The organism is Pseudoalteromonas luteoviolacea (assembly GCF_001750165.1).
Taxonomy (GTDB): Bacteria; Pseudomonadota; Gammaproteobacteria; order Enterobacterales; family Alteromonadaceae; genus Pseudoalteromonas; species Pseudoalteromonas luteoviolacea_G.
Genome location: NZ_CP015411.1, coordinates 1556244 through 1580953, shown reverse-complemented (window position 1 = coordinate 1580953; position 24710 = coordinate 1556244). Strand labels below are relative to the sequence as shown.

Here is a 24710-nt window from a genome sequence, read left to right as displayed (position 1 = left end):
GAGTGGATTACTGCACAAGCTGGTAACTGTTACCTAATTCATCTTGCATTACATACGCTATACCGCCAACCGCAGTGACATTTAATGGCTCGGTCAAAATACGACTTGAATAGTGCCAACCATCGGGTAAGTTTAGCCGTGTTTCTAACTCCTTTAAGTCATCCATTTGCAATGACGCATCCGAAATACGGCTAAACGATTGCATCACATAAACTTGCCCCGTGTTATCGGTAATTTCATACACGCGTCTACCTTGGTAAAAGTGCCAAGTATTACTTCTAGTTACTGCACCGGCTACATACGGCACTTGCTCACCACCTGCCACACTCAAATCAGCAGTTGTGAGCAGGCGCATTTTAACATCGCCAAATTGACGAAACTCAGTGTCTGCGTCAAGCGTGATTGTGTCACCATCTCGGCTTTCGTCCACCACAAAAAAGCGTGGTCCATTTGGAATGGCATCCAAGGCCCCGTATTGCTCGGCAACATCATCAAATTCAATGGCATCCCACTGTGTTTGCTGGCACATATCAACGCCAGGGGTGCCCCATACTTGCGCAACCACCTTACCGTCTTGCTGATACGGCAATAAAATTTCACAATAGCGCATGTTGTAGCTTGGTCCACCGGTAACAAGTGGCTCAACTACCGTAGTCGATTGCAAAAACGCTAAAAAATGTAGCGCCAACTCTTCTCCTACATCATCTTGAATAAAATGCCCTGCAAGAAAACGTCGGTGATCAACCCCGTCAGCCCCCGGAACATGATCGACCCACTTTTGTTGGTTAGACTCGCTTCCAAGCCCCGTGTCGTACTCGCCAGCATTAAACATAAATGGGTTGTGAAACGCTCCTAACGTTTGCCACGCTGGTAACGTTTGCATCTCAATACCAGATAACATGGACGGAAATGCACGAATCGCCGCTTTATAGTGCACATTTGGATACGGCGCGTTGTATGCTGTGACCTCCGCATCGCTCAATTCAATTGCTGAAAGCTTTTGCACCACATCACCCGCTATCAACTCAGGAACAGTGGCTGCATAATTGATCCATTGCTGAAACCCTTCGACACGGTCACTGGACCGTGAATCAAAAAACGTACTCGCATCTAAAGTGATCGACTCATCAATCTCAAAGCTCGGTAACTGATAAGGGTTACTGCCGGTCGGGATAATCGGCATATCACCGTTAGCGACCACGATTCTGGCAAACCGCTCAGACATATTACCTGCTATTCTCAGCCCGATAAGGCTGCCCCAGTCTTGCACAAGCAAATTGATATCTGTGAGCTGTAACTGATCAATAAATGCCTTAGTCCAAGCCACATGATGTTCATATTGATGAACTGCGGTATTCACAGGTTTATCCGACTTACCCATCCCCATATTATCCAGTGCAATGACACGATAGCCGGCATCTGCCAAAATTGGGATCATTTTTCGATATAGATATGACCAACTCGGCTGACCATGAAGTAACAGTACCACTTCACCCTCTTTTGGCCCTTCATCTACATAATGTAACCTCAGCCCTTCTAGCTCCAAATAGTTGGCTGAAAAGTCATAGCCGGGCAAATCGTCAAAACAAATATCTGGCGTTCTAATAAACTCCACGCCTTTGGCTGTAGTCAATGTCTTAATCTCTGCCTCTAAACACGCATCGCTCAGTGGACCGGTGGCAGGTCTCGTCTCAACAGGTATTGGCGTGACGGTTTCCTCTACTGTCACAACTTCATCATCGTTATCGCTACATGCGGCTAATAAGCCACTTAGTAAGCACACTCCAAGTACTTTTTGTAAAGCCACCACAGAATGTTTTAACTTAAATTGTTTTTCTCGAATGTTATAAACCATGTTTGTTTTTCCTTATGTCTCAGCGAACAATTGCTCGTCGTGTTGAGACATAGGAATATCACCGCAAATAGCTGTGACGTAGTCAGTTGTGTGTAGATGGTGTAAAAGTCTGTATCAACGGTGTTTTCGCGGCGTATCATCACAACGAATTTGCTTGTACCATGCAGCATGTCGCTAATTGCTGGAATACAAAGTGGATAAATTAGATATGCCACCGAGTCAAATTGGGCTATATAACAAAAGAAAAACGCAAGCTTGGATATTTTTACTGATTTGGCCTTGGTTCAATATCTTGCTGCTGTCGAGCGTATTATTTGTGCTTGATGCCTTCACACTACAGTTATTTGCTCAGGCTACATTCAAGGTTTGGAGCGGGTTTGGCGCAGGTTACCTTTTGTTTAATGCCTTAGAGCCTGTGTTAGCGCGACTTTTTCCACCACACCTACGTCACAATATTTGGATGCTTAGGCCGTTTGTCATCATAATACTCTATGCACTCATTGGCCCAATTGTGAACTTACCCATCAACCCCGCAGCCCCTCAAGTGACTTTTTTACCGATTGTCATTATGTTACTTGAGACCTTGGTTTACATTGCGGTGATGCTCATGTTTAAACAGCAAACATATCACTTTCAATCACAGCTACAAACACAAAAAGCAGAACTACAAATACTAAAAATGCAGTCTAACCCACACTTTTTATTTAATACGCTTAACCTCATCGCAAGCGAAGTGACACATAACCCACAAAACGCAAAAGGCTTAATTTACGACTTGAGCGACCTACTACGTCAAACCATTCAACAGGCCAAAAAGCAATTTATCCCTCTTGAGCAAGAGCTAAAGCTGGTAGAACTGTATTTGGTTTTACAGCAAAAACGTTTTGCCGACAGGTTCACCTTTGATATTGATTGCCATAGTGCATTGGAACAGCTGCCTGTCCCCTCTTTACTCTTATTACCTATTGTCGAAAACGCCGTGAAATACGGCATTGCGCCCTATGCCAAGGCGGGCCATATCAGTATCATTATTGAAGAACAAGACACTGATCTGCTGATTGAAGTACAAGATACCGGTGTGCAGTTTGATGACAAACAAGTTGTACAAGGTGAAGGGCTGCGTATCACAACTGAAACCCTCAAATTACACTACTTAAGCAATGCCTCATTATTGCTAAAATCCAGTGACGAAGGCACCAGTGCATATATCAAATTACCAGCATAACATTGAGAAAATATGAATACTAAAACCGTGATCATTGTCGATGACGAACCCGCGGCCAGACAAAACTTGAGAGATGTGATCCATGATTTTGCTGAGCTACACATTGTTGCTGAAGCGGCCGATGGCACATCCGCCATTGAACAAATAACAAACAAACGTCCTGATATCGTCTTTCTCGATGTTGAGATGCCAGAATTAAATGGCTTTGATGTTGCCAAAGCGACCCAAGATATAAACTATCAGCTTATTTTTATGACCGCTTACGAGCACTATGCCCTAAAAGCCTTTGATACCAAAGCCATTGATTATTTAGTCAAACCAGCAAGGCCAGAACTCATAACAAAAAGCATCAATAAAATAATCCATCAACAGAGCTGCTACCACACTAATAAACCGTCCGAACGCCTAATCCTCCGCGATCACGCTGAACAAAAAGTCATTGAATTTGACCATATTAACTTTATCGAAAGCATTGGTCGATATCGCCGAGTTCATTTAACCGAGCACGGTGCTCAAGCGCATAACACTGAAACCATTATCTCTGAACACACTCTCGATAGTTTTGAAGCGCAGCTACCAAGTTCGCAATTTTATCGTCTACATCGAAGCTACATCATTCATGCTATACGGCTCATAGAATTTAAATACCAAAATCGAAAGCACTTTGTGCGACTTGCTGGTACCGATGCACCCATCCCTGTTTCACGCAGTTATGTCAGCACTTTAAAAGCGCATATTGCTCAAGGCGGTAAATAGATAAATAGCACTTCACTTTTAAACAAACTTCTGCAACCTTTGGCTATTTTTTCACTAAAAATAGGGCTTTTTCACACACATTTTATATTTTACCTTACCTAAACTTTTTATAAATACTTTTATAAAGTGCTAATTTATAAGGTGTTTTGTTAAATTTTAGTTGCAAAAAAAGTATCAACTGATAATTTACGACAATCGATTAAGGAAGAGGTACAAGGGTGTGGCGGTGAGTAGCACAAGAAGGATCAAGACAGAAAACTTTAGAGCGTATGTCCAACGCTCAATGCGGCAGCTGCGCAAAGAAAGAAAATGGACACAAGAACAATTAGGGAAAAAGCTCGGTGTCGACCAAGCATCAATTAGTAATTATGAGTCTGGCAAAACAGATATGACATGCACTCAACTATTTGAGCTATTTCTTATATTTGGTAAGGATTTGAGCGGAGTCTTCGAATTTAAATCTTCAACAATTACCAATAGACAACAAGAAAAACAAGGAAAGGAGTAACCAAAATCATGTATGAAATTTATTCATTGGTAGATCATGCACAATTAGCTTTTATTGTATTAGGGTTACTTATTAGTTGGAAAGTTCCCACTGCAAGATGGTTTTTTATTTCATATCTTGTAGTTATCTCAATTAATATGACCATGTTTCCAATTACATTCGAATGGAAAACACATTACTACATTTTCCAAGCCTTTCTAAATATTGTATTTATATTACCAATAGTTTATCGTAGGGATTTAGCATTATTTCTATATAACAAAACAGGCGCTAACTTTTATAAGCAAGTCTATGAAAAACAAAAGCTGTCCTCTCAAGAATGTATGATTTTAATCATTTTTTGCGGGGCTGTTCTCGTTAATTCATACACGTGGCTTGAGGTGTTAGCATATAAGTATTATTGGATTGATAATGCTTACTTTAAGCTATACTTTAGAAATAATATCATTACGATTATACAACTTATGCTTTGTGCTTGCTTTTTATCATATGCACTAAAAGCAGAATCGAGGGAATTGAATTATGAGAATACTAAATAAAGATTTATCGGCATTTATAGTTGGCGGTGATGCACGTGCTCCGGAGCTTCCACACAGAGCTCATGCTATAAATCTGCCAGATAATAAGCCTATAGCTAAGCAACAAATACATCGCAAAAGTAGCTAAACACTATTCAGTTTAAACTGTATAGAGGGAATTGATATATGAAAGTACTAATAAAGTAAGAACTCAAAAATATCAGTGAAGTTTAATTAGGCTTTTGTTAGCAAATACTGCGAGCTAAAGTTGTATGAAAGGATTTGTATTGTGAAAGTTTTAGAAAAAGAAATATTTATACATATTGTTGGAGGCAATTCACGCTCCCCGCAACTACCTGCTCAATATCAAGTTACAGAGATTATAGGTACAAGGAACGACAATGAAGCAACTAAGTAAAGAACTTTTAATGACCATTATGGGTGGTAGTGCAGACGCACCAGGGCTACCCCATAGGCCACAGTCTATTGAATTTCCAAATAGTAATCCTGAAACTAAACGTTAAGAGTAATATAGTATCTAACTCCTATAGCCAAAGCAATTGAGCTGTTTGGCATAAACCAATACAGCAGTATTCAGAGAAAGAAATAACTTTTCTCTTAAAGAGTAAGCCATCACAGATGCGCTTACTCTTATGAATATTTACATTTTTCATCCACTATAAAATACTTCTGACGACTCGATACACCTAAACTCTCTGAGCAAAAAAGCGCTATTCGCCCCCGCAATTCTTTACACCTTATAATTTAAATTCTGCTTTTTTCCCTGCGCCAATAAGCTGCTGTTTTGGCTGTACTAAACTGGTATAAGCCCGACCGAGTGACTTGGGTAGTATCAGAGAGACTGAATTCAACTGCTTATGAGGAGATACGCAGCCCAGCCTGAAATAAGCGCGGCTATGGTGCCCTTTATGAAGCTGAATAAGCTTTGCGGGGAATTGATTCAGTTGGCAGTTAAGTAATGCACCATTTGCCTGTACTTTTGTATGTGCAAGTACAAGTTCCTGTAGCTGTTTACGTTTTACTTGCTCTGATTGCCCATCTTGCAATACCAACTCAGTATCTCCGAGCAACCATGCCTCATTACTGTGTAATAAACTCAGCCAATGACTAAAATCCGCATTAACGAGCACATCAATCTGCCCACTACGCACCGTTATCGTTGCTGTAGTCTCTTTTAGTGCATGTGCGTGGGTTATGGCACTTGTACACAACATCACCGTATAAATACTAAAAGATAAAAAGTGTTTAAACAGGTTCATCGGCAGTATGTCCCAGTTTGAATAGCACCACTATTAGAAATGGCTTTCATTTCAAATTCATAACAATTGGCTTTGTCTTTACTGGGTGAATAAGTGACATAATAATTCTCGCCTTGATAGTCGTAACGCATGGTTCGTTTACCATCGGCATCTACAGTATGCGTTAAGTTTTGCACATCACCTGAAGGCGGTCTCAAATTGGCGCGATCTGCCCCACCACTCAATGGCGCAACGCGCGGTAAATCACGAGTATCCACTTCACCGACTAAGCACTGAAACACATAAGGGGGCGCAGCGGATAAATGATATCGATAACCAAATGTGTCATCAGCAATACCATTACACAACTCCAAATCTCCTTGCGAGATAGCACTGCCATCAGGGTTGTTAAAGCCATAGAGCGGATAACCATCGTACCCCCAGCCGATAATGGTATCGTCGCTGAGCGTCTCCATCGCATCCATCATACAAGTGGGTGCAGCATGATAGTGATAATCATCCCCTCTGCCCGCATGACCACCGCAATTATCTAATTGCCCAAGTGCAACCGTATCAACACTTGGGTCGTAATTAAACAAGTCGAGTTCACCCGCAGCAGAGTAGTCATAAATGGGCACCCCATTTATTGCCACACCGAGCGCTGCATCAATCGTCGTAGGGCTAGCCGCAGGTTGCGACTCCAATTTAATTGGCGCGGCATAGCCAACCGCAGGGACAGGGATCTGTTCATTCGTTGCCTTTATACCGTTCATCAAGTCATGATTGGGGTAAGTATCTGACGTGATATAGGCATAACTATCATCACAGGTTACAACAACATCACTTTCCGGAGACATCTCCACTGATTGGCGAATGAGTTCACAACGTGTGAGTTCCGTTTGCACATCACCGCTGAGCGTATATTTGAAATCTAACGAGGCACTAAGCTCCCCATCGCTGTAGCTTATTTGCTGGGTATATTCGCCTGCTGTTTGCTCAGAGGTATCAATAGCTTGCGGTGTAAAAGTCAGGCTGTCGCCATTGTTATCATTACAAGATAAATAACTGCTAACAATCAAGCTTGACTGGGATAAAGACACTTCCGGCTGGCTGCTTTGCAAGCAGCTCGGTGCTTGATTTGTGATTTGATATGGCAACGCCACTTGCGTTTGACCACCTTGGCCATCGGAGATAGTTATAGTTTGAGTGTACGAACCAGATGCAACCCCATCACTTTGAATTGTACTTGGCTCATAACTCAGTGTATCGCCATCCGCATCGCTGCATTGTAATGAGTCACTGACTGCGACAGCACCGCTGCCTCGTGGTATATCAATCGAATTGACGGCGCATTGTGGTACTGTGTTTTCTGTCGAATTGGTCGGTGATGACGCATTATCCGCACCGCCTCCACCACAGCCAGTGAGTGATAAAAATAACAGGGTTATACTGCTTAATTGAAATGCCGACATTGCCATTGTGTGCCCTTTTAATAATAAAACCCCAAAACTCATGGAATTTTTTATTCAGGTTATACAAAATAAACCAATAACACTATTGCAAAATCAACAAGTAATCAAAAAGCACATAACCCTAATCTGAAGATCAGGCAAAAAGTCATTTAAAAACCCAGCATAGTGCATGGGTTTTCTGTCACTTCTCATCTCATCCGAACAGTTATGATGTACGATGCCTGTGTACTTCATTAGCTTAAAACCCAACCTATCCCCCAAGACAAAGACATGGTAAACATCACTGCCCATGAGATTTGTCTTAGCACCATTTTAGTTGCAAAGCGCCACTGCATTTCCCGAATAATGGTGAGCAGTGATACAATACAAGGCAACATCACTCCCGCCAAATACACCGCACATAACAATTGAACGTCTGTGATTTCAGCGATTTTTAGCCCTTGTGTACTACTATCAATCAACCCAATCGCCAAACCATCTTTACGAATGGCGCCCAAGATCACTGCAATTGCTGCGCTCTCAGGTAAATTGACCACACTCATCAATGGCGCTATCACGCCAATTAGCGCATCGAAAAAGCCAAGCCATGCTAAAAATCCAGCCGCTAAACAGATCCCCACAAAAAGCGGGAATGCCGTCATAAAAAATGACTTGAGCACATCCATCATTTCATTGAATGCAAAACGCCAATTAGGCGGCTGTAAAAACCCTCGATTCAATAAGTTATGAGAGGCAGCTGCTTTTCGTTGTGCCGCAGAGGTTGTCGCAATCAAATAAATGCAGGTAGTCACGGCTAAAATGATCAAATACGGTAAGGTTAAATAGGGCTTACCCGCTGCGGAGAACACCGCAACAGTGGCTGGCAATTGATATGAGCAAGCAGAGCCAAACGATATCGCCGATACACAGCTGCCACGAGTACAGCAAGAACAATTGCGGGTTTGAATTATCGCAGGTACATTGCAGCCAAATCCCATGATCACACGTACCAAGTCACGACCACTTAATCCGAGTTTGTGCATAACTGGGTCTAAACGATAAGACAGTCTATCTATGAGCCCTGTGGTTTTATACAAGGAAATAATAATCGAAAAAATGACCACCGTCGGCAATGCATACAGGATCAAAAATGGCAGCATAGACACTAAACCATAATCGCCCACCATCATATGGTTAAACGGTTCAGGCAAATGGGAGAGCTTTGCTTTAATCAAGTCGACTGGCTGTTCAATCGTCGGGTACAACCAATCGGCAAATGTATTTGCATTGGTCACGGCAAGCCATGCGGGCAGCACCAGTAATACAAAGGACAACAAAGGAGCCAAACCGGTTTTTTCAAAAAACAATAACTTGGGTTTTACCGACCAATTAGCCGTTAGCGTTGGTACCCTGTTTGGAAATCGAGATGGACGCGATAACGCCCGCTCGATTTCTGTCAGTTGCTGATCTGAAATTTCCCGATTATCAACAGTTACCCAAGCCAAATTAGTGCTTTCTCGAAGTCTCGCCAGCTCCTCCTTAACGCCTGCCTTGTCTTTCACTACATCCCAGTAAGTTAAAATTACAATGCCTGTTTGCCCTTTTGCCAGGTGCCATAGGTCAGACAAATCACTCTGTAAATCAGACGCCTTTAGCGTCAAAATAATATGCTCACTGGTTTTTAATCGGCTCAAAACTTGAGAAGTCACCACACTGTCCATACTGGTTTGAATACCAGGGGTGTCAGTGATTGTTTGGCCATTCCATGAGTACTCTTTGCAAAATAAAGAGCTACCTTGAAAGTTGCTTTTACCTGACTTTTTACCAATCAAGTTTTCCGTGAACGCGGTTTTACCCACGCTCTCTTTACCAATCAATAACCAATTATTTTTTTGTTTTTGCTCTGGGTAAAAAGTTTGTACATCAATAAACTGCGTCATTAGCAGAAGCACTCCTGCTGCTTGCAACAATCCATATCTTCAAGCACCATGCCTGCTTGGCGGTAATGTTTCATCACAGACATATCAAGCTCTAGTTCTGAACCAATGACCCTGCACGGCGCAGAAAAACGACCTCTAAACTTATAGATAAAACACAGCAGAGTTGGATCATGATAAAGTCTCGGCCCTGCTAAAAATAGATTTCTGCGTTTAGTCGACTCATCGAATGCGCTAACCCATGGATAGCCATTATCTTGATAGACAAAAAGGTCTGACACTGGCCCAAGATCCATCTCAAAGCCGGTGCAGTTTATCGGTGGAAATGGCGTACGCACCTCGTTGCCATCGGTAGATTGGACAACATACTCATCGCCCTCTTTGTACACAGAGCTGACTTCAAATTCGCCGTCATAGTCAATGTCCTTATTGTCTGCAATCGACTTCATTCGCTCCATGGTATACGGAGATAAAACTTGGCTGGGGTCGTAGGTATCGGCGTCATTTGGCTTACAATCGAGTAGCGTGACTTTATTTGCTGATTTTGCCAAATTAAACGTGGCATCAACGCCACTCTCATACCCGCCAATAACCACATAGTGACCTTGTTCTAATGATTGCCAATCACGAATATGGGTATTGTGCTGACACAGCTCTGCGCCACTAAAGGCATTCATACTGGGTGATTGAAATTCGCCACCAGCCCAAATTAAAAATTTACACTTAATCTCAGAATCACTTGTTCGTAAATAAAACCCATCACTTGGCCCTATCGATGAGACTTCCAGTAGCTCAGTCTGTGTTGTAACCGGAATTTTGTAATGGTTAACCACCATGCTGAGATACTTCGCATACTCTTTGCCGCTCAAGTGCTCTTTACCTGCATTAAAAGCAGGTGAAGTATCTGGGGTGATGGCGTTTAAGTCTGTCTGGTGATAGCCATTACAAGGAAAGGAAGGGGTAATAAAGCGCATACTTTCTGGCCATCTTAAAAAGCTCTCCCCCACCTCGCCTCGTTCAAGCACAATGAGTTCTTCATCTTCAATCCCCATTTGCTTTAATAAAGCTGCACACCCAAGCCCCGCAGGGCCTGCACCAACGATTACGACTTCCGTTTTGATCATGTGAGGTTCACCTATTTTGTTAAAACTTAAATTTGATACGATATAACACAACAATATACACAAATGAAAATGAGAATTCATCGCAGTAATGAATTAAACTTGCTGGTCGTACCCTTAAACCTAGAGGCCAATGGTAATTCCAATGGTGAAATCACCAAAATATGTTATAACATAACAAATAAGCAAAAATAGTGGTATATCAATTATGACCTCCGCAATTGAACAAAAAATTATTAATGCTCCTGAGTCAGACTATATGAATGACGAGCAACTGGCATTTTTCAAAGAGCTACTCATTGAGCTACACGACACTACAAGAGCTCGAATAAAAGAAGCCAAAGAGGAAATGCTTAACCAACCAGATTTACCAGACTTTAACGACCGGGCCTCTTGGGAAGAGCAATGCGAACTCCTTATGCGTATTGTAGACAGAGAGCAAAAGTTGCTGCCTAAAATTCAACTTTCCCTTGAGCGCATTCGTTTAGGCACCTATGGGTATTGCCTCGAAACTGGCGAGCCCATCGGAGTCCAACGACTGATGGCAAGGCCAACCGCAGAATACTGTATTGACGTTAAAGCATGCCAAGAGATGAAGGAGCATTTAATCCGCTCTTAATCGGCACATTCATTCTTTTTTCAGTAACGATAAGGTAGCAAGTTATGTTACATACACCGTCAAAATTACCTGTTACAGTACTTTCCGGTTTTCTTGGTGCGGGGAAGACCACACTGTTAAACCACATACTCAATAACCGAGATGGGCTAAAAATAGCGGTTATTGTCAACGATATGAGCGAGATTAATATCGACGCCGCCACCGTTAAAAATGAAATCGGCGTTAATCGAGCACAAGAAAAACTCGTCGAAATGAGCAATGGCTGTATTTGCTGCACGCTACGAGAAGACTTACTTGAAGAGATCACTCAGCTCGCCAAAGAAGGGAAATACGATTACCTCGTTATTGAATCCACAGGTATATCTGAGCCTCTCCCTGTGGCTGAAACCTTCACCTTTACTGATGAAAATGGCCAGAGCTTGTCTAATGTTGCCACCTTAGATACCATGGTGACGGTTGTCGATGCCCTTAACTTTTTAAAAGACTACGGCCAAGCCCAATACTTACAAGACGTTGGAGAAAGCTTAGGTGAAGACGACCACCGCAATGTTGCTGACTTGTTAGTCGACCAAATAGAGTTTGCTGATGTGATTGTGATCAATAAAACCGATCTGGTCACTGAGACTGAGCTACGTCGTCTACAGAGCATCTTAAGTACGCTCAATACCGAAGCCATTCAAATACCCGTATTAAACGGTCAAGTGCCGCTCAAACAGATCCTTGCAACAGGTAAGTTCAGTTTTGAAAAAGCGCAGCTTGCACCGGGATGGCTAAAAGAGCTACGTGGTGAACATGTGCCAGAAACAGAAGAATTTGGCATCAGCAGTTTTGTGTATGCCGCACGAAAGCCTTTTCACCCTCAAAGATTTTATGACTTTTTACACAGCAAAGATAAAAAAGGGAAGCTCATCCGCTCTAAGGGCTTTTTTTGGCTTGCATCCCGCCCACAGTTTGCTGGTAGCTGGAATCAAGCAGGCGGTATGGCGCAATATGGCGTGGCGGGTCTGTTTTGGAAAGCCGTCCCCCAAGAGCAGTGGCCGACCGATCCAGAGTATATTGATGCAATACAAGATATGTGGGAAGAACCTTACGGCGACATGCGCCAAGAGCTCGTGTTTATCGGCCAAAAACTCGATAAACAAGCAATTATCGACGCACTGAATGACTGTTTGCTAACCGATGAAGAAATGGCACTCGGTATGCAGCTTTGGAGCACACTACCCGATCCATTTCCAGAGTGGGAAACAAGGTAGGCTACAATGAGGCAGTTCACATCAAAGCGCTGCCTCAAATTTATCTTATTGATTTATTACAGCTCAGCTTCCAACACAGCAAGCGCGCGCTTTTCCGCATCATCGACTACACCATCGGCCTCGATAACTTTAATAACAAGCTCTTTGACAAATTTCCGCATTGGCTCATCAACAATGTGATGCATCCTGTGCTGAATGAACGACTCAATGTCATTTTGCTGCACAGCTAGCACTGCTTTACTCAAGCTGTCTTCGAAATAGTCTTCCAATCCAATTGTCGAATTCCACTGAAGTTCATTAGCCCATTCATACACTACGCGCTTTTCACTGTCATCTATTTTGCCATCTACACCGATAAACAATAAGGCAAGGTCTAATAGCGACTCTTTTTGTAATTGATCAATACAAATCCCCGTATCAAAATGACTTAATAGTTGCTCAAATTTCATTATTTCACCTGTCCTTTTTTGTCCAAAATCACACTGACAATAACCTTAATCTAGTTTTTTACGTTTGTCATAACAATTTAGTGCAGTGCAACAGTCAATACTTTTAATGGCGTCGTTAAAACAATATTGATAGAGTGCCCTAAAAATTAAAGCACCTTCGGTTTCCCCGATTATCAATAAATATAAGCTAATAAACAAACAGTTTAAAAAATAGGAATATTTATGCTCAGCAGTATCCAGAGCGCTTTTCTGCTTGCCATGGCGACTTCACCATTGATGAGTAATGCAAGCAATCACCATGTCGTGATCACACACCCCCAGCAAATTAATGGTCCCATAACAACAAACGAAATAGAGCCACGTATTGTCGGCGGCAATGAAGCGGCCCCTTATTCCTACCCATTTATGGGAAGCCTCTACTTAAAAAAAAGCGACACAAACAGCGAGTTTTGGTGTGGTATATCATTTATCGGCGATAACAAGGTTCTGACGGCAAGCCACTGTGTTGCAAACCACAGTGCTGACCAGTTTATCGTAAAATTTGGGGGCCATGATGTAACAGACAGTGCGCAGTGGCAAACATATCAAGTAGAGAACATGGTCATGCATGAGCACTACAAATTGAGAATGGATTACGATAATGACATTGCCGTTTTAACACTGGGCCGTCCGGTTACAAACATTCAACCCATTAAACTTGCCACTCAAGATGTGAAAAATACGCTCGTCGCAGGCGATATGTTACGTATCATCGGCTGGGGTAAATTAAGCGAAAAAGGCGCGCTAGCAACGAAGCTGCAAGAAGTCGACGTGCCTTTTATAACCAACACTGTGTGCAATGGCGCGACCCATTATAATGGCCTCGTTTCAGATACTATGATCTGTGCAGGCTTTGATGAAGGTGGCAAAGATGCTTGCCAAGGCGACAGTGGTGGCCCTTTAATTGTTAAGCAAAATGATGAATGGATACAGCTAGGCATTGCAAGTTGGGGAAATGGCTGCGCCCAACCAAATCGACCTGGAGTTTATACTGATGTTGCTTCCTTGTTTTATTGGACTTATGCCAATACCAACGAGTTTGGGTTTTCTGCACAGTTACGCGACTTATATTTACCAGATGAGCCTGCGGCTTCGATTTCTGGATCTTTTACAAACACACTAGATACCACACTGTCTATTGCTGAATTCACTTTGGTAAGCGAGCCTAATAAATCCACACATGATGTAGAAATAATCAGTCAAAATTGTGCTAATTCGACCCTTATCTCGATGCAATCATGTCAATTTGAAGTGCGTACACAAGATGCTGTCCCTTATGGGCAATACACATTTGACGTGTCAATTGAGGAGCCGGGAAAAACCACCTACTCCAGTGAGCTAAGTTATCATAAAGTTACCGATATCAGCGCTTCAGTGAATGCGCATTTATCGACACCGGATAACATAAAGTGGTCAACTGGAGGAGATGAAAAATGGTATACCGATACAACCGACTCAAGTACCAAAGCACTATTGAGCGGTCAAATTACCGATAAACAAACGACGCCTTCTTTACAAAAGCAATCGCAAAAAACATATCTACTCTTAGAAGTAAATGATGCCCACATAAGCACAGTCAGCTTTGACTATTTGCTTTCAAGTGAGAAGGATCATGACATGCTCAAAATAAACCATAACGGAGCAGAGATCCATTCTGATAGCGGTCAAAATAAGGAATTAGTCAATGTCAGTATTGACCTAGAGAAAGGCCCTAATCAAATTCTCATTGAGTATAGTAAGGATCATAATGGCTCCGTGGGCAACGATAACGTTGCTATTCAAAATATCTCGTTCACTTCTACAAACCAGTACCCTAGCGCAAATATAAAACAGGCTAGTATTGACGTGCGTAGTGGATTTGATTACGTGCTAGATGCTAGCCAATCATCAGACTCTGATGGTGATTCAATTACTTTTCAGTGGATTGACTTAAATGACCCCAAGAAAGTGATTGGCACCGAAAGCACGCTTCCTCTCACCGCACAGAGTACATCTCAGGATATATCGAAAACATATCAAGTCTTAGTTACTGACCAGTACAATGCCACTTCAACTGCCCAGGTAAACGTTCACATAGCAGCAAACAGAGCCCCTGAAATTCACTTTAACAATCGTGATTTTATTGCCAGAAGTGGCGCTGAATTTATCATCGATGCGAGCGCCACAACTGACCCAGAACAAGATCTGCTGCACTTCACTTGGCACTCACTCAATGCACCAAATAACGTAATAAGTAATACAGATACGCTTACCATTTCGCCGAGTCAAGACGTTGAGCACTCAACTATTCGTTATCAGCTCACAGTGACCGACCATCTTGGCGCAAGCTCAACGCAGATCATAGAAGTTCAGGTTGTTAAGAACACTGCCCCAGAGCTCTCGTTGGTAAGTCACACCCAAATGGTTTCCTCAGGAGAAACTGTCTTGATCACCTCTCAGGCAGCCGACCCCGATGGCGATAATATCACCTATATTTGGGCACAAACGTCTGGCACTAAAATCTCTTTTCCAGATCACACCGAGCAACTTAGCTTTGTTGCCCCTGAAGTTACTCAAGCTGAACGCTTGACGTTTAGCTTAACGGTCACAGACGCTTATGGGTCATCACAATCTAAAAATATCGGCATTACGGTTAATGCCAAAAAAGACAGCGGTTCATTTAGTTATATCACTTTGCTGCTTATGCTAATGACTACCGGTATGAGAAGACGGTTCGACCGCAAATAAGTTGCAATTCAAGCCTTCTGAAACACCAGAAGGCTTTTGGCAACTGTGTTGGCTGGTCAATATCGCTGTGTTTTTATAAGGTGAAACTGAGTTAACAATAATCGCTTTATTTACTAGGACCCAGTATTATTACCCTATTCACTTTTTATTGTTCCTATGCTGCATATAAGCACTTTTTCAAAAAAAAACTACACCCTAACCACAAAATAAACAACAACTAAAGCACGAATAAATTACAACTAAAAAACGAATAAATTACAATAATTAGAACTATCACTTCAATTATTTAAAACACAACGTTATTATATACGACAACAAAAAACACACAAAAGGCAACATTTTTTAACAATTCCGTTCTCATATAAGCCATATTCTAAGAGTTTCATTAAGTATATAATTCAATCAGAAAATAGGACTAAAAATGCTCGTTAAGTTGAAAGGATTGCTTCTTCTCGTGACTGCGATTGCCCCAGCCATCAGTAATGCGATTGAAAAAAATTCTCCTGTAATTTCGCCTAGCACATACAACACAACACAATCTTCTATGGAGATTACTCCGTATATCGTTGGTGGCAATGAGACAACCCCCTTTGCCTACCCATTTATTGGTAGTTTGCAAAAAAATGGTGTGCATAATTGTGGAGTCTCTTTTATTGGTGATAATAAAGTGCTCACCGCAGCTCACTGTGTAAAAAGAGGTTACACTGAGTCATTCACCGTTAAATTTGAAGGGCATGACTTAAATGACCAAGCACAATGGCAAACCTATCAAGTGATGCGTGTGCATATGCACGATAGTTACGATTGGGTTTTTGACAACGAACAAGCTTATGACATTGCCATTTTAGAACTTGACCGCCCGGTAGAAAACATCACACCAATTAAACTTGCCAATTCAGACATTCGCAGTAACTTAGTAGCAGGCGAAACGCTTAAAGTGATGGGATGGGGACGCTTAAGCTATGGCGGAAACACCCCCAGCAAACTTCAAGAAGTTGACTTACAATATGTCCCGAACGAAATTTGTAATGATGCAGCGCATTATGATGGTGACATAACTGACTCCATGATGTGTGCAGGGGTTGAGGCTGGAGATAAAAGCCCTTGCAATGGTGACAGCGGGGGTCCACTTATCGTCAAAAAAGAAGATGAATGGATACAAGTTGGCGTCGTTAGCTGGGGCATTCAATGCGGTGCGCCTAATAAGCCAGGTGTATTTGCTGATGTAGCAAATGTATCTGATTGGTTATTTGGACGAACAATTGAGTTTGGCTTTGAGACTGAGAGCCAACATGCTTTCATCAGAGCAGAGGCGCCAACGGTTATAACAGGCGAATTCACCAACACGCTCAACACACCGGTTACAATTACAAACTTGCGATTTCCTGATGATTCGGACCCCTCATTGCTTGACCCAAATCCAACAAATGTTGAATTAATTGAGAAAAACTGCCCTAACCTGACACTGGAACCGCAACAAACATGTCAATTTAAAGCTCAGCTACCTGAGCAATATGACCATAGCACTTATAAAGTATATGTCGATATAAGCGCACCTATGGAGACAAGCTACTCTGAATATTTAAATTTTTACAAAACCCGAGCAATCGAAGAAGATGTCAATCAACACCTATCAAGCCCAGCACACATTGAATGGTCAACGGGTGGAGAAGCGAACTGGTATACAGCAACCACTAACGATGGAGAAAAAGTCTTAGTTAGCGGAGATATGATAGATAATTCAGACGACCCTAACCATAAACTAGCTTGGCAAAAAACCTACATAACGGCTGATATAGACAATTTACATATCAGCGCAGTGAGTTTTGACTACCTTGTTTCTAGTGAAAAGTATGATGACTTTGTAGACATTTTCCACAATGGCAAGCAACTACTTAGAGACAGTGGGCTCCAAGAGACCAAAACAAATATAAACATTGAGCTAGAGGCCGGTCGCAATCAGATTGCGATTTTATATAACAAAGGGTATGACACCTCTGAAGGGAGTGATAATGTCACTATTTACAACTTTTCAACCACCTTTGTAAATGAAGCACCAACAGTGGTTGTTGAACACTCAAATGTTGAAGTGCGCAGTGAGGTAGGCTTTAAATTAAACGCGAGCCAATCAAGTGACCCTGAAGGTGATAACTTAACCTATCAATGGCGTGATATAAATTCGCCAAATGACATCATCGTCACAGACAGCGTATTGCAGCTCACCGCTGAAAAAGTAGCCGTAGATACAGTTAAAACCTATCAAGTAACGGTCATTGATGAGTATGAGGCCACGAGCACAACACAAGTGACTGTGCACATACGTGCAAACAAAGCACCTGAAGTAACTTTAGCGAGCGATACACAAACTGTACCTGTTGGCAACGAAGTCGTAATTACGTCAACGTCTTCCGACCCTGACAACGATGAAGTGACTTATGCTTGGAAACAAACCGCGGGAACACAAGTCACACTTCCTCAAAATAGTCATCAATTGAAATTCACAGCCCCACAAGTCACACGAAATGAAACCTTAACTTTCTTACTCACTGTGACTGACTCATATGGGCTCACAGCCTCGCATGAGATGAACATAAATGTAACCGCCCCCGCGTCTCGGTCAAATAATGACTCAGGCAGCAGTGGTTCATTCGGTATCTTCAGTATGTGTATATTCGCGCTGCTTATTAGATTAAGGCGCGATGAATTTAAAAGCTAAAATTCATATTCATGGAGTAAAAGCCTTCCCCTTTTAACGGCTTTTACTCTTTTATCTAGCGTGCTCAAAAATCAATGGCCTCCCCTTCTTCACAGACGCACTTTATTCAACCTAATACTCTTTGTATTTCCCATTCCTAAAATGAGATTTTGATTTCGATATGGCTTTGCATTTTGAGAACCCGCGAAATCGAAAATAAAAAAACACAATAAAATCAAAAAGTTAAAATTGGCACTGCGATTGCAATCAGTTAAATCAGCAAAATTGCATCTTGGAGAAAATCATGAAATACAAACTATTGAGCTTGTGCCTATTGTCTGCAGGCGTGAACGCAGCACCTTTCGATACTTGCCCTTCTAAGGCATTTTTAGTGCAAGGAAATACAGCATCCATCTTTGGCGTAAATTTAGTATCTGGTGCATATACAGAGTTCGCACCAAGCGTTGGCACCAACAACAAGCTTAATGGATTTGGATTTAGTCTCCACGATCGATACCTATATGGTTGGGATTACAGCCGCAAAGACATTGGCCGTGTAGGCAAAGACTATACGTTAGAACCTTTAAACACCATTGGTTTCCCTGACACTAATTTTTACGTAGGCGACGTTGCTATCCACGAAAACGCTTATTATGTTTACAGAAAAGGCAGTTCATACGGTTTGTACCGCGTGTCGCTTGATGAAGCGAGCAACGACTATTTACAGGCAACGCGTGTCATCAATGGTGGTGACCTCAATTTAAATATATTCGATATGGCGTTCGCCCCCAACGGCGAAGCTGGTATGGCGTACAGTGTGGATAGCAATGGTAATTTGCACCGTATCAATGCAACAACCGGTGAGAGCGCAGTACTAGGCAATGTTGGCCAGACCGGTACGTTTGGCGCAGTCTATTTTGATATCGACAATAATTTTTATATCAGCCGTAACCAAGACGGCCATATCTATCAAGTAAATATTAATGATCCTGCTGATACACAGCTGTTCGCATACGGTCCTAGTTCAGGTTCCAATGACGGCGCGCGCTGTGCAACCGCCCCAATCATTGATGAAAGTGAAGACCCTACCATGGACTATGGCGATGCACCAGAGAGCTACGGTACATCTTTAGCTGAAAATGGTGCCCGTCACGTAGCCGGAGACCTTTACTTCGGTGATGGCGTTAGCGCAGAGCATTTGCCAAAAGCGCAAGATGATGACGATGGTGTTAGCTTCGTTACAAGTATTGAAACAGGATATGATGCCCTCATCTCATTTACGCTCTCAACAAACGGTTACGTTAATGCATGGATAGACTGGAATCAAGATGGTGAATTCCAATCATCCGAGCGCATCATTAGCGAATATTCAGGTGTGGCAGGTGAAAACCGCGTATTAATCCCCGTACCAGTCGATGCAGTAGAAGGAAATACATGGGCACGCTTTAGAGTATCAAACAATCAAGATATCGCACCAACAGGTGGAGTGGATACTGGCGAGGTAGAAGATGTTGCTGTCTCTGTGGTTGCAAGCAGCCTAATTGAGTCGTCTACAGCTTGGCAAACCGCCGCATTTGAAGACTTATGGCCGCAAAAAGGCGATTATGATTTCAATGATGTGGTTGTAAGATATAGAGCAACAACTGGCCAAATTGGTAACCAAATCGTACGATACAAAGTGGAAGGTGCATTGGTTGCTGTTGGTGCAGGATACCACAATGCATTTGCACTTCGTTTTAAAGATATAGCTCGAAATCATGTCAATGAGTCACAAATTAAGCTAATCGTTGATGGCGTAGAGTCTCAGACTAGTCCGCTTGAAGCAAATAGAAATGAAGCCATCGCCGTTATCTTCGCAGACACAAGAGACATGGTACCTACACAGGAAGGCTGTAAATTCTTCCGAACAGAAGAAGGCTGCAGTGATATTCAGCGTGCGCCTATTCCATTTGAACTAACTCTGCCATTGTCGACCACCTACAACGCCAACGTAGCGACACTAAACAAGTTAGACCCATTCATTTTTGCAGTAAATGGTCATTACCACGGACCATATGTTGACAGCAATAATGGTCGCGGTTGGGAAGTACACCTGAAAAACCAAGCGCCAACAGAAGCATTTGACAGTAGCTATCTTGACCAAGGTGATGATACATCATCAACAAATGGGTACTTCCAAACTGGCACAGGTTTACCATGGGCATTGATTATTGATACAGATTGGCAGCATCCAAAAGAGCGTGTTGAAATGTCAATTGCATACCCTCAGTTTGCAGAGTTCGCATCATCAGCAGGCCAGAACAACGTGACTTGGTTTGAGAATCCTGTCGCAAATTACCAATACACCATCAGCAGCGCATCACAGAACTAGGAGCAGACCATGAACAAGTTAATTATCACTCTAATGACATTAGTACTTACAGCATGTGGCGGCGGTTCTGGTGGCTCTGAAGGGCAAAGCAACCCAACCCCAACCACTTCGAGCAACAGCCCAGCGGCAGCTCCAGCGGCAACGAGCACGAGCACGCCTGCCACGGCGCAACAAGATAATACTGATACAGACGACACAGCAGCGGCTCAACCACAAGGGGAAGGAATGGAAAGTATGGATGTAGATGTCACTTTTGATTTTAGAAGTAATGTCGCTGTAGAGGTGTCATTTGGTCAAAATCTGGTTAGTGAGCGAGCGTTCGTCAACATTTGCAAGCAAGGTGAGAGCATTACCAACACAAGTAACTGTTTTTTGAGAGCACCGCTTGACAGTAACGGGTTTACAACACAAATACAGTTACCTCACGCAGATCAGAAACTTAAAGCAGAAATTTGGTTCTACAGCACAACAAAAGAGCCTCTGGTATACAACTGGGAGTTAGATGCAAGCCAAGAGCAGCAAGTCTGGAACATCAACTAATAAAGACTACGGGAGCATGATAAACATGCTCCTTTTTTTATTCTCACAATGTGCTTTGAATCCCAACAACGTCTAGAAATTTGATATTAAATCGACATCATCTAATTCTCTAACTCTAAAAAGTAAATGTTTGAATGAAAAAGCGCTAAATATCATCAGCTCTAATTTACTGATTCAATTCTCATTAGGCCCTACTTTTATTTTCAACAAGTATTTTTAATATTCGTTCCGACACTCGACCACTGAAACAACAAAAACACACATTTCACATTAAATTCACAAAAATACATTACATTCAGCACCAACCGCAATATAATAACGATTCTCATTTCCAAAAAGGATAATTACTAAAATGAAATTAATCTATGTGTTATTACTCTTGCTATTCACTGTGCCTGCATTTGCAAAGCAACCTATACGAGTGGCAGATATTGGCGTAATGGGTCTAGCATCGCATGACCTTTTTCAGTGGAATTCACGTACGCGTGAAAATGAAGAAAACGGACGCTTTGATTTAAGTACAATATTTGACTATGCGGATGGCACAAAAATCCATCAAGGAGGCAATCCTAAAAACGCGTCAAACACTGCCGTCTATTCTGTAACTCAAAGCCTAGTTAGTTACTATTCTGGTAAAAAAGCCACACTACTAATGTCAAGAAAAGTAACTGAAGAACAAGCACATATAATCGCTCGACAACAGACTGTTACATTCTTTATCGGGATGGTAAAAGAGTCCTATGAACGTTTTACAAACTCCAGGTTTCCAGATTATGCACTGGCTCAAAACGTCAATGATGACGAACAAGCTGTCATGCGTGCTCTTCATGATATATTACCCGGAAAAATTATCGTCAACCGTAATCTCACACAAGAAGTCTTAGTTGTGACCGATTATAAACTGGCCATGACGCAGCTATCGGCTTCTGAAATGATGCAAATGGTAAAGTTTTTTGATGGTAAATACGACGAAGAATACTTACATGTTGTCGTGCCAGGATTCCCAGATTTTCAAATCATCAATTTACAAGAAATCGACCAAAAATTTATTGCAGAGCAAACAAATTACAACCTAGCTCATATGCTAATGGAGTTACATTTTTACGGTAAATTCCCTTTCTTCGGCAACCTTGTTGATTTTACCAGCTTTGGGTTTCACTTAGAGAACTTATTTGCAAAAGGTATCTGCAATAAATATGTAGATGGCAGCCCAAACCCTTGGAACTCTATCGAAATAGATTGTTACTAATGCATTTGTGCGCTTTTCGAAAGTACTCGCTTTCTATTTGCTAGCGACGTTAAATGTATGCCTTTCTAAAAGCGCACTAGTAAAATGCTCAATGCGCTTTTTACTTTATCTAAAATTAAGTAATTTAAAACCTTTAGCGACCAGCCTTGCCCATTTAGAACGACAAGGCTTAATAACGAAACATGTATTTACAGTCGCTCTCTATCACTTGGTCAGTGTTGACTTCAACTTTCTTGTACTGACTTTACTATTAGGCAGTTCAATGTAATCGTACAGTACCTCATAATTTACATTTATCAGTGGTGTGAACAAAATTATTTTTGGCATCCAAAACATAATGCACGGTCTGGATCAGTTAGGTTAGGTGTAGTCAAATTAATGTCTTTACAAAATACACTCAAAAAGGGCTTTACGTTGGCTCATAACAGCAAGCTTTAATAGCCTTCCCTGGCTATTTATATAAACAAAACTTAATTACAGTAATTATCGACAAAAGTTAAATCATTAATATGCTCTGGCGCGTCCATAACATATGTCGAAACCGCGGTTTGAGCGTTAACTGTGTAAATTTTCGCGTTTTCACCTGAAACCCTTCCTGAAACGTACAATGTGCCACTGTCAGAAATTGCTAAACCAGACGCCCAATTGATGCCGTGATGCCCAATCAAGGTTAACTCCATTGAACTCTCATCTATTGAATATAAAGACTTACCAGTTAACACATATAATGTGTTGTTATCAGCAGAATACGCGATGTCACCGTGAGAGAAAGAATCACCTGAGTAACGCATTTTACCTAACACAGTTTTTTCGCCAGTTTGCAAGTTGTAGTCATACATATAAGTTTTACTGGTGGCGCGCAAAGATTGGCCACTTGCTGTGACTGCAGAACGATAAATTGGCCAAGATTTAGCATCTGCCTCAGCAACTTGCACACCCGTTTCTAAATCCAGTGACCAAAGTTTTGAAGCTTTAGTGCCTTTATCCAGCTGCTCCATGAAATAAAGCTTACCATTGTGACTAGCAATGTTTGATGCCGTATTTTGAGCGCCGGCCACGACACTAAACGTGTTTGTCTGTAAATCAAACTTATAGACATAACCCGTTTGAGCTGAGCCATAATTATTAATGCCAAAAATGCCCGTGTGGCAAGCTCTTTTTTCTGTTACGGCTACATTGTCAATAAAGCCCCCTAAGCTATCGTTCGTGCCAGATCCTGTAAAACGGATTTCCGAACTGCTGGAGACCGCCTCAACAGACAATGTAAAAGATTGCCAACCTCTTCGTGTTGCGTTTAAATTTAACACCGTTGTGCCATTCCACTTTACATCAACTTTGTTTGTCCGATTGTTCCCTGTAACACGTGGTGAATAGTAGAACGATACTTCGTATGTTTTTCCAACCTCGGTTGCCAAAGTTTGAAACACACTGTGATTAGCCGTCGAATCTAGCTCAATATATTGGTTGCCATCTGCGGCAGTAATAATACCAAGGCGCGATGTTTGAATTTCAAACCGTGCACCTTCGCTTTGCCACCCTGTCACAGAATCAAGTAGTGTCCACTTTGAATTTACGGCATCTTCTTCAAAAGATCCGTTTGTGACTAAATTTTCGGCATTTGCAATTTGCGAAGCAAAAAGCGTAGACATTGCAAAAAGAGATAATTTCATATAGGTATCACTCCAAGTCTTAGTCGTGCTCGCAGCACGTTCAAAAAAAATTTATCACTTATATTCATAGAGTTAAATCAAAGATTAAAATTCTATTATTGCCAAATTTCGCTTTTCACTCTCATGAAGGTTCGTGATCTGAATTTCACAATGATTAGAACTGCACAAATGATGCCTAAACTGAAAGATTGCTTATTTATCTGGTAAGTATTATAAATATCAATATGTTACATTATATTTTAAGCGCAAACGCCCTCCCTTCGGCTAAAAACTCAAAACCCGATTTTTCCACGATATTTACTCACCAATTCATACGAGTTAAAACAAGCTTTTTAAAATACACACTGCGATCACTAGAATAAAATTCCACCAGCTCGAACTTTAAACAAATCCCTGTATTTGGGTCTAAGTTGACACTTACGAAACACAAAAAATGATAGGATCAAGTGCTTCGAATAGCGGTATTCT

The 24710-nt window shown here is 41.8% G+C and carries 20 protein-coding genes; 13 read left to right on the top strand and 7 right to left on the bottom strand.

What is annotated here, in order from left to right; translation table 11 throughout:
• Positions 1–7 precede the first annotated feature (7 nt).
• Positions 8–1855, bottom strand: coding sequence for a haloalkane dehalogenase (locus S4054249_RS06870; RefSeq protein WP_052961147.1), 1848 nt, complete (start codon positions 1853–1855; stop codon positions 8–10).
• 193 nt (positions 1856–2048) lie between these two features.
• Here S4054249_RS06870 and S4054249_RS06865 point away from each other — a divergent pair, with 193 nt between their 5' ends.
• The 6 genes from S4054249_RS06865 to S4054249_RS27140 all read left to right on the top strand — a co-directional run bounded on the left by S4054249_RS06865 (position 2049) and on the right by S4054249_RS27140 (position 5386).
• Positions 2049–3080, top strand: a complete 1032-nt coding sequence (locus S4054249_RS06865) for a sensor histidine kinase (protein ID WP_046358133.1) — start codon at positions 2049–2051, stop codon at positions 3078–3080.
• A gap of 12 nt (positions 3081–3092) precedes the next feature.
• Positions 3093–3836 carry a LytR/AlgR family response regulator transcription factor gene (locus S4054249_RS06860; RefSeq protein WP_052961146.1) on the top strand — a complete coding sequence of 248 codons (744 nt, stop codon included), beginning with the start codon at positions 3093–3095 and terminating at the stop codon, positions 3834–3836.
• Between the two features lie 226 nt (positions 3837–4062).
• A complete protein-coding gene (locus tag S4054249_RS06855; protein ID WP_230851814.1) occupies positions 4063–4344 on the top strand; it encodes a helix-turn-helix transcriptional regulator in 282 nt (93 codons plus the stop codon).
• Positions 4345–4352: 8 nt separating this feature from the next.
• A complete protein-coding gene (locus tag S4054249_RS06850; protein WP_046358132.1) occupies positions 4353–4883 on the top strand; it encodes a hypothetical protein in 531 nt (176 codons plus the stop codon).
• The gene (locus S4054249_RS26515) at positions 4867–5010 is read left to right on the top strand and encodes a hypothetical protein (RefSeq protein ID WP_155401416.1); all 144 of its coding nucleotides are present in this window, start codon (positions 4867–4869) and stop codon (positions 5008–5010) included. Before S4054249_RS06850 ends, S4054249_RS26515 begins: the two co-directional genes overlap by 17 nt.
• A gap of 253 nt (positions 5011–5263) precedes the next feature.
• On the top strand, positions 5264–5386 hold the full coding sequence (locus S4054249_RS27140; RefSeq protein WP_256370546.1) for a hypothetical protein: 123 nt from the start codon (positions 5264–5266) through the stop codon (positions 5384–5386).
• 234 nt (positions 5387–5620) lie between these two features.
• Here S4054249_RS27140 and S4054249_RS06845 read toward each other — a convergent pair whose 3' ends face one another.
• The 4 genes from S4054249_RS06845 to S4054249_RS06830 all read right to left on the bottom strand — a co-directional run bounded on the left by S4054249_RS06845 (position 5621) and on the right by S4054249_RS06830 (position 10633).
• Complete coding sequence (locus S4054249_RS06845; RefSeq protein ID WP_046358131.1) at positions 5621–6142, bottom strand: hypothetical protein; 522 nt, start codon at positions 6140–6142, stop codon at positions 5621–5623.
• A complete protein-coding gene (locus S4054249_RS06840) occupies positions 6139–7599 on the bottom strand; it encodes a YHYH protein (protein WP_052961145.1) in 1461 nt (486 codons plus the stop codon). The genes S4054249_RS06845 and S4054249_RS06840 overlap by 4 nt, the downstream gene beginning before the upstream one ends.
• Positions 7600–7826: 227 nt before the next feature.
• Positions 7827–9512 (bottom strand): nucleoside recognition domain-containing protein, encoded by a 1686-nt coding sequence (locus S4054249_RS06835; protein ID WP_046358130.1) that lies wholly within the window; start codon positions 9510–9512, stop codon positions 7827–7829.
• Positions 9512–10633, bottom strand: coding sequence for an NAD(P)/FAD-dependent oxidoreductase (locus tag S4054249_RS06830; RefSeq protein ID WP_046358129.1), 1122 nt, complete (start codon positions 10631–10633; stop codon positions 9512–9514). The genes S4054249_RS06835 and S4054249_RS06830 overlap by 1 nt, the downstream gene beginning before the upstream one ends.
• Positions 10634–10838: 205 nt before the next feature.
• Between S4054249_RS06830 and S4054249_RS06825 the strand changes: the two genes are divergently transcribed.
• The gene (locus S4054249_RS06825; protein WP_046358128.1) at positions 10839–11249 is read left to right on the top strand and encodes a TraR/DksA family transcriptional regulator; all 411 of its coding nucleotides are present in this window, start codon (positions 10839–10841) and stop codon (positions 11247–11249) included.
• Between the two features lie 44 nt (positions 11250–11293).
• Complete coding sequence (gene zigA / locus S4054249_RS06820; protein ID WP_046358127.1) at positions 11294–12502, top strand: zinc metallochaperone GTPase ZigA; 1209 nt, start codon at positions 11294–11296, stop codon at positions 12500–12502.
• 56 nt (positions 12503–12558) lie between these two features.
• Here zigA and S4054249_RS06815 read toward each other — a convergent pair whose 3' ends face one another.
• Positions 12559–12951: a hypothetical protein gene (locus S4054249_RS06815; RefSeq protein WP_046358126.1), complete on the bottom strand. Its 393-nt coding sequence runs from the start codon at positions 12949–12951 to the stop codon at positions 12559–12561.
• A 222-nt stretch (positions 12952–13173) separates the two neighbouring features.
• Between S4054249_RS06815 and S4054249_RS06810 the strand changes: the two genes are divergently transcribed.
• From S4054249_RS06810 to S4054249_RS06790, 5 genes are all read left to right on the top strand, one after another.
• Complete coding sequence (locus S4054249_RS06810; protein ID WP_046358125.1) at positions 13174–15717, top strand: serine protease; 2544 nt, start codon at positions 13174–13176, stop codon at positions 15715–15717.
• Between the two features lie 421 nt (positions 15718–16138).
• On the top strand, positions 16139–18433 hold the full coding sequence (locus S4054249_RS06805) for a serine protease (RefSeq protein WP_046358124.1): 2295 nt from the start codon (positions 16139–16141) through the stop codon (positions 18431–18433).
• Positions 18434–18716: 283 nt separating this feature from the next.
• Positions 18717–20783, top strand: a complete 2067-nt coding sequence (locus tag S4054249_RS06800) for an LruC domain-containing protein (RefSeq protein ID WP_046358123.1) — start codon at positions 18717–18719, stop codon at positions 20781–20783.
• A gap of 9 nt (positions 20784–20792) precedes the next feature.
• A complete protein-coding gene (locus S4054249_RS06795) occupies positions 20793–21323 on the top strand; it encodes a hypothetical protein (protein WP_046358122.1) in 531 nt (176 codons plus the stop codon).
• A 352-nt stretch (positions 21324–21675) separates the two neighbouring features.
• The gene (locus tag S4054249_RS06790) at positions 21676–22572 is read left to right on the top strand and encodes a hypothetical protein (protein WP_046358121.1); all 897 of its coding nucleotides are present in this window, start codon (positions 21676–21678) and stop codon (positions 22570–22572) included.
• Between the two features lie 470 nt (positions 22573–23042).
• Here the strand turns inward: S4054249_RS06790 and S4054249_RS06785 are convergent, their stop codons facing one another.
• Entirely contained in the window at positions 23043–24242 is a 1200-nt protein-coding gene (locus S4054249_RS06785) for a DUF642 domain-containing protein (RefSeq protein WP_046358120.1), read from the bottom strand.
• Positions 24243–24710 lie beyond the last annotated feature (468 nt).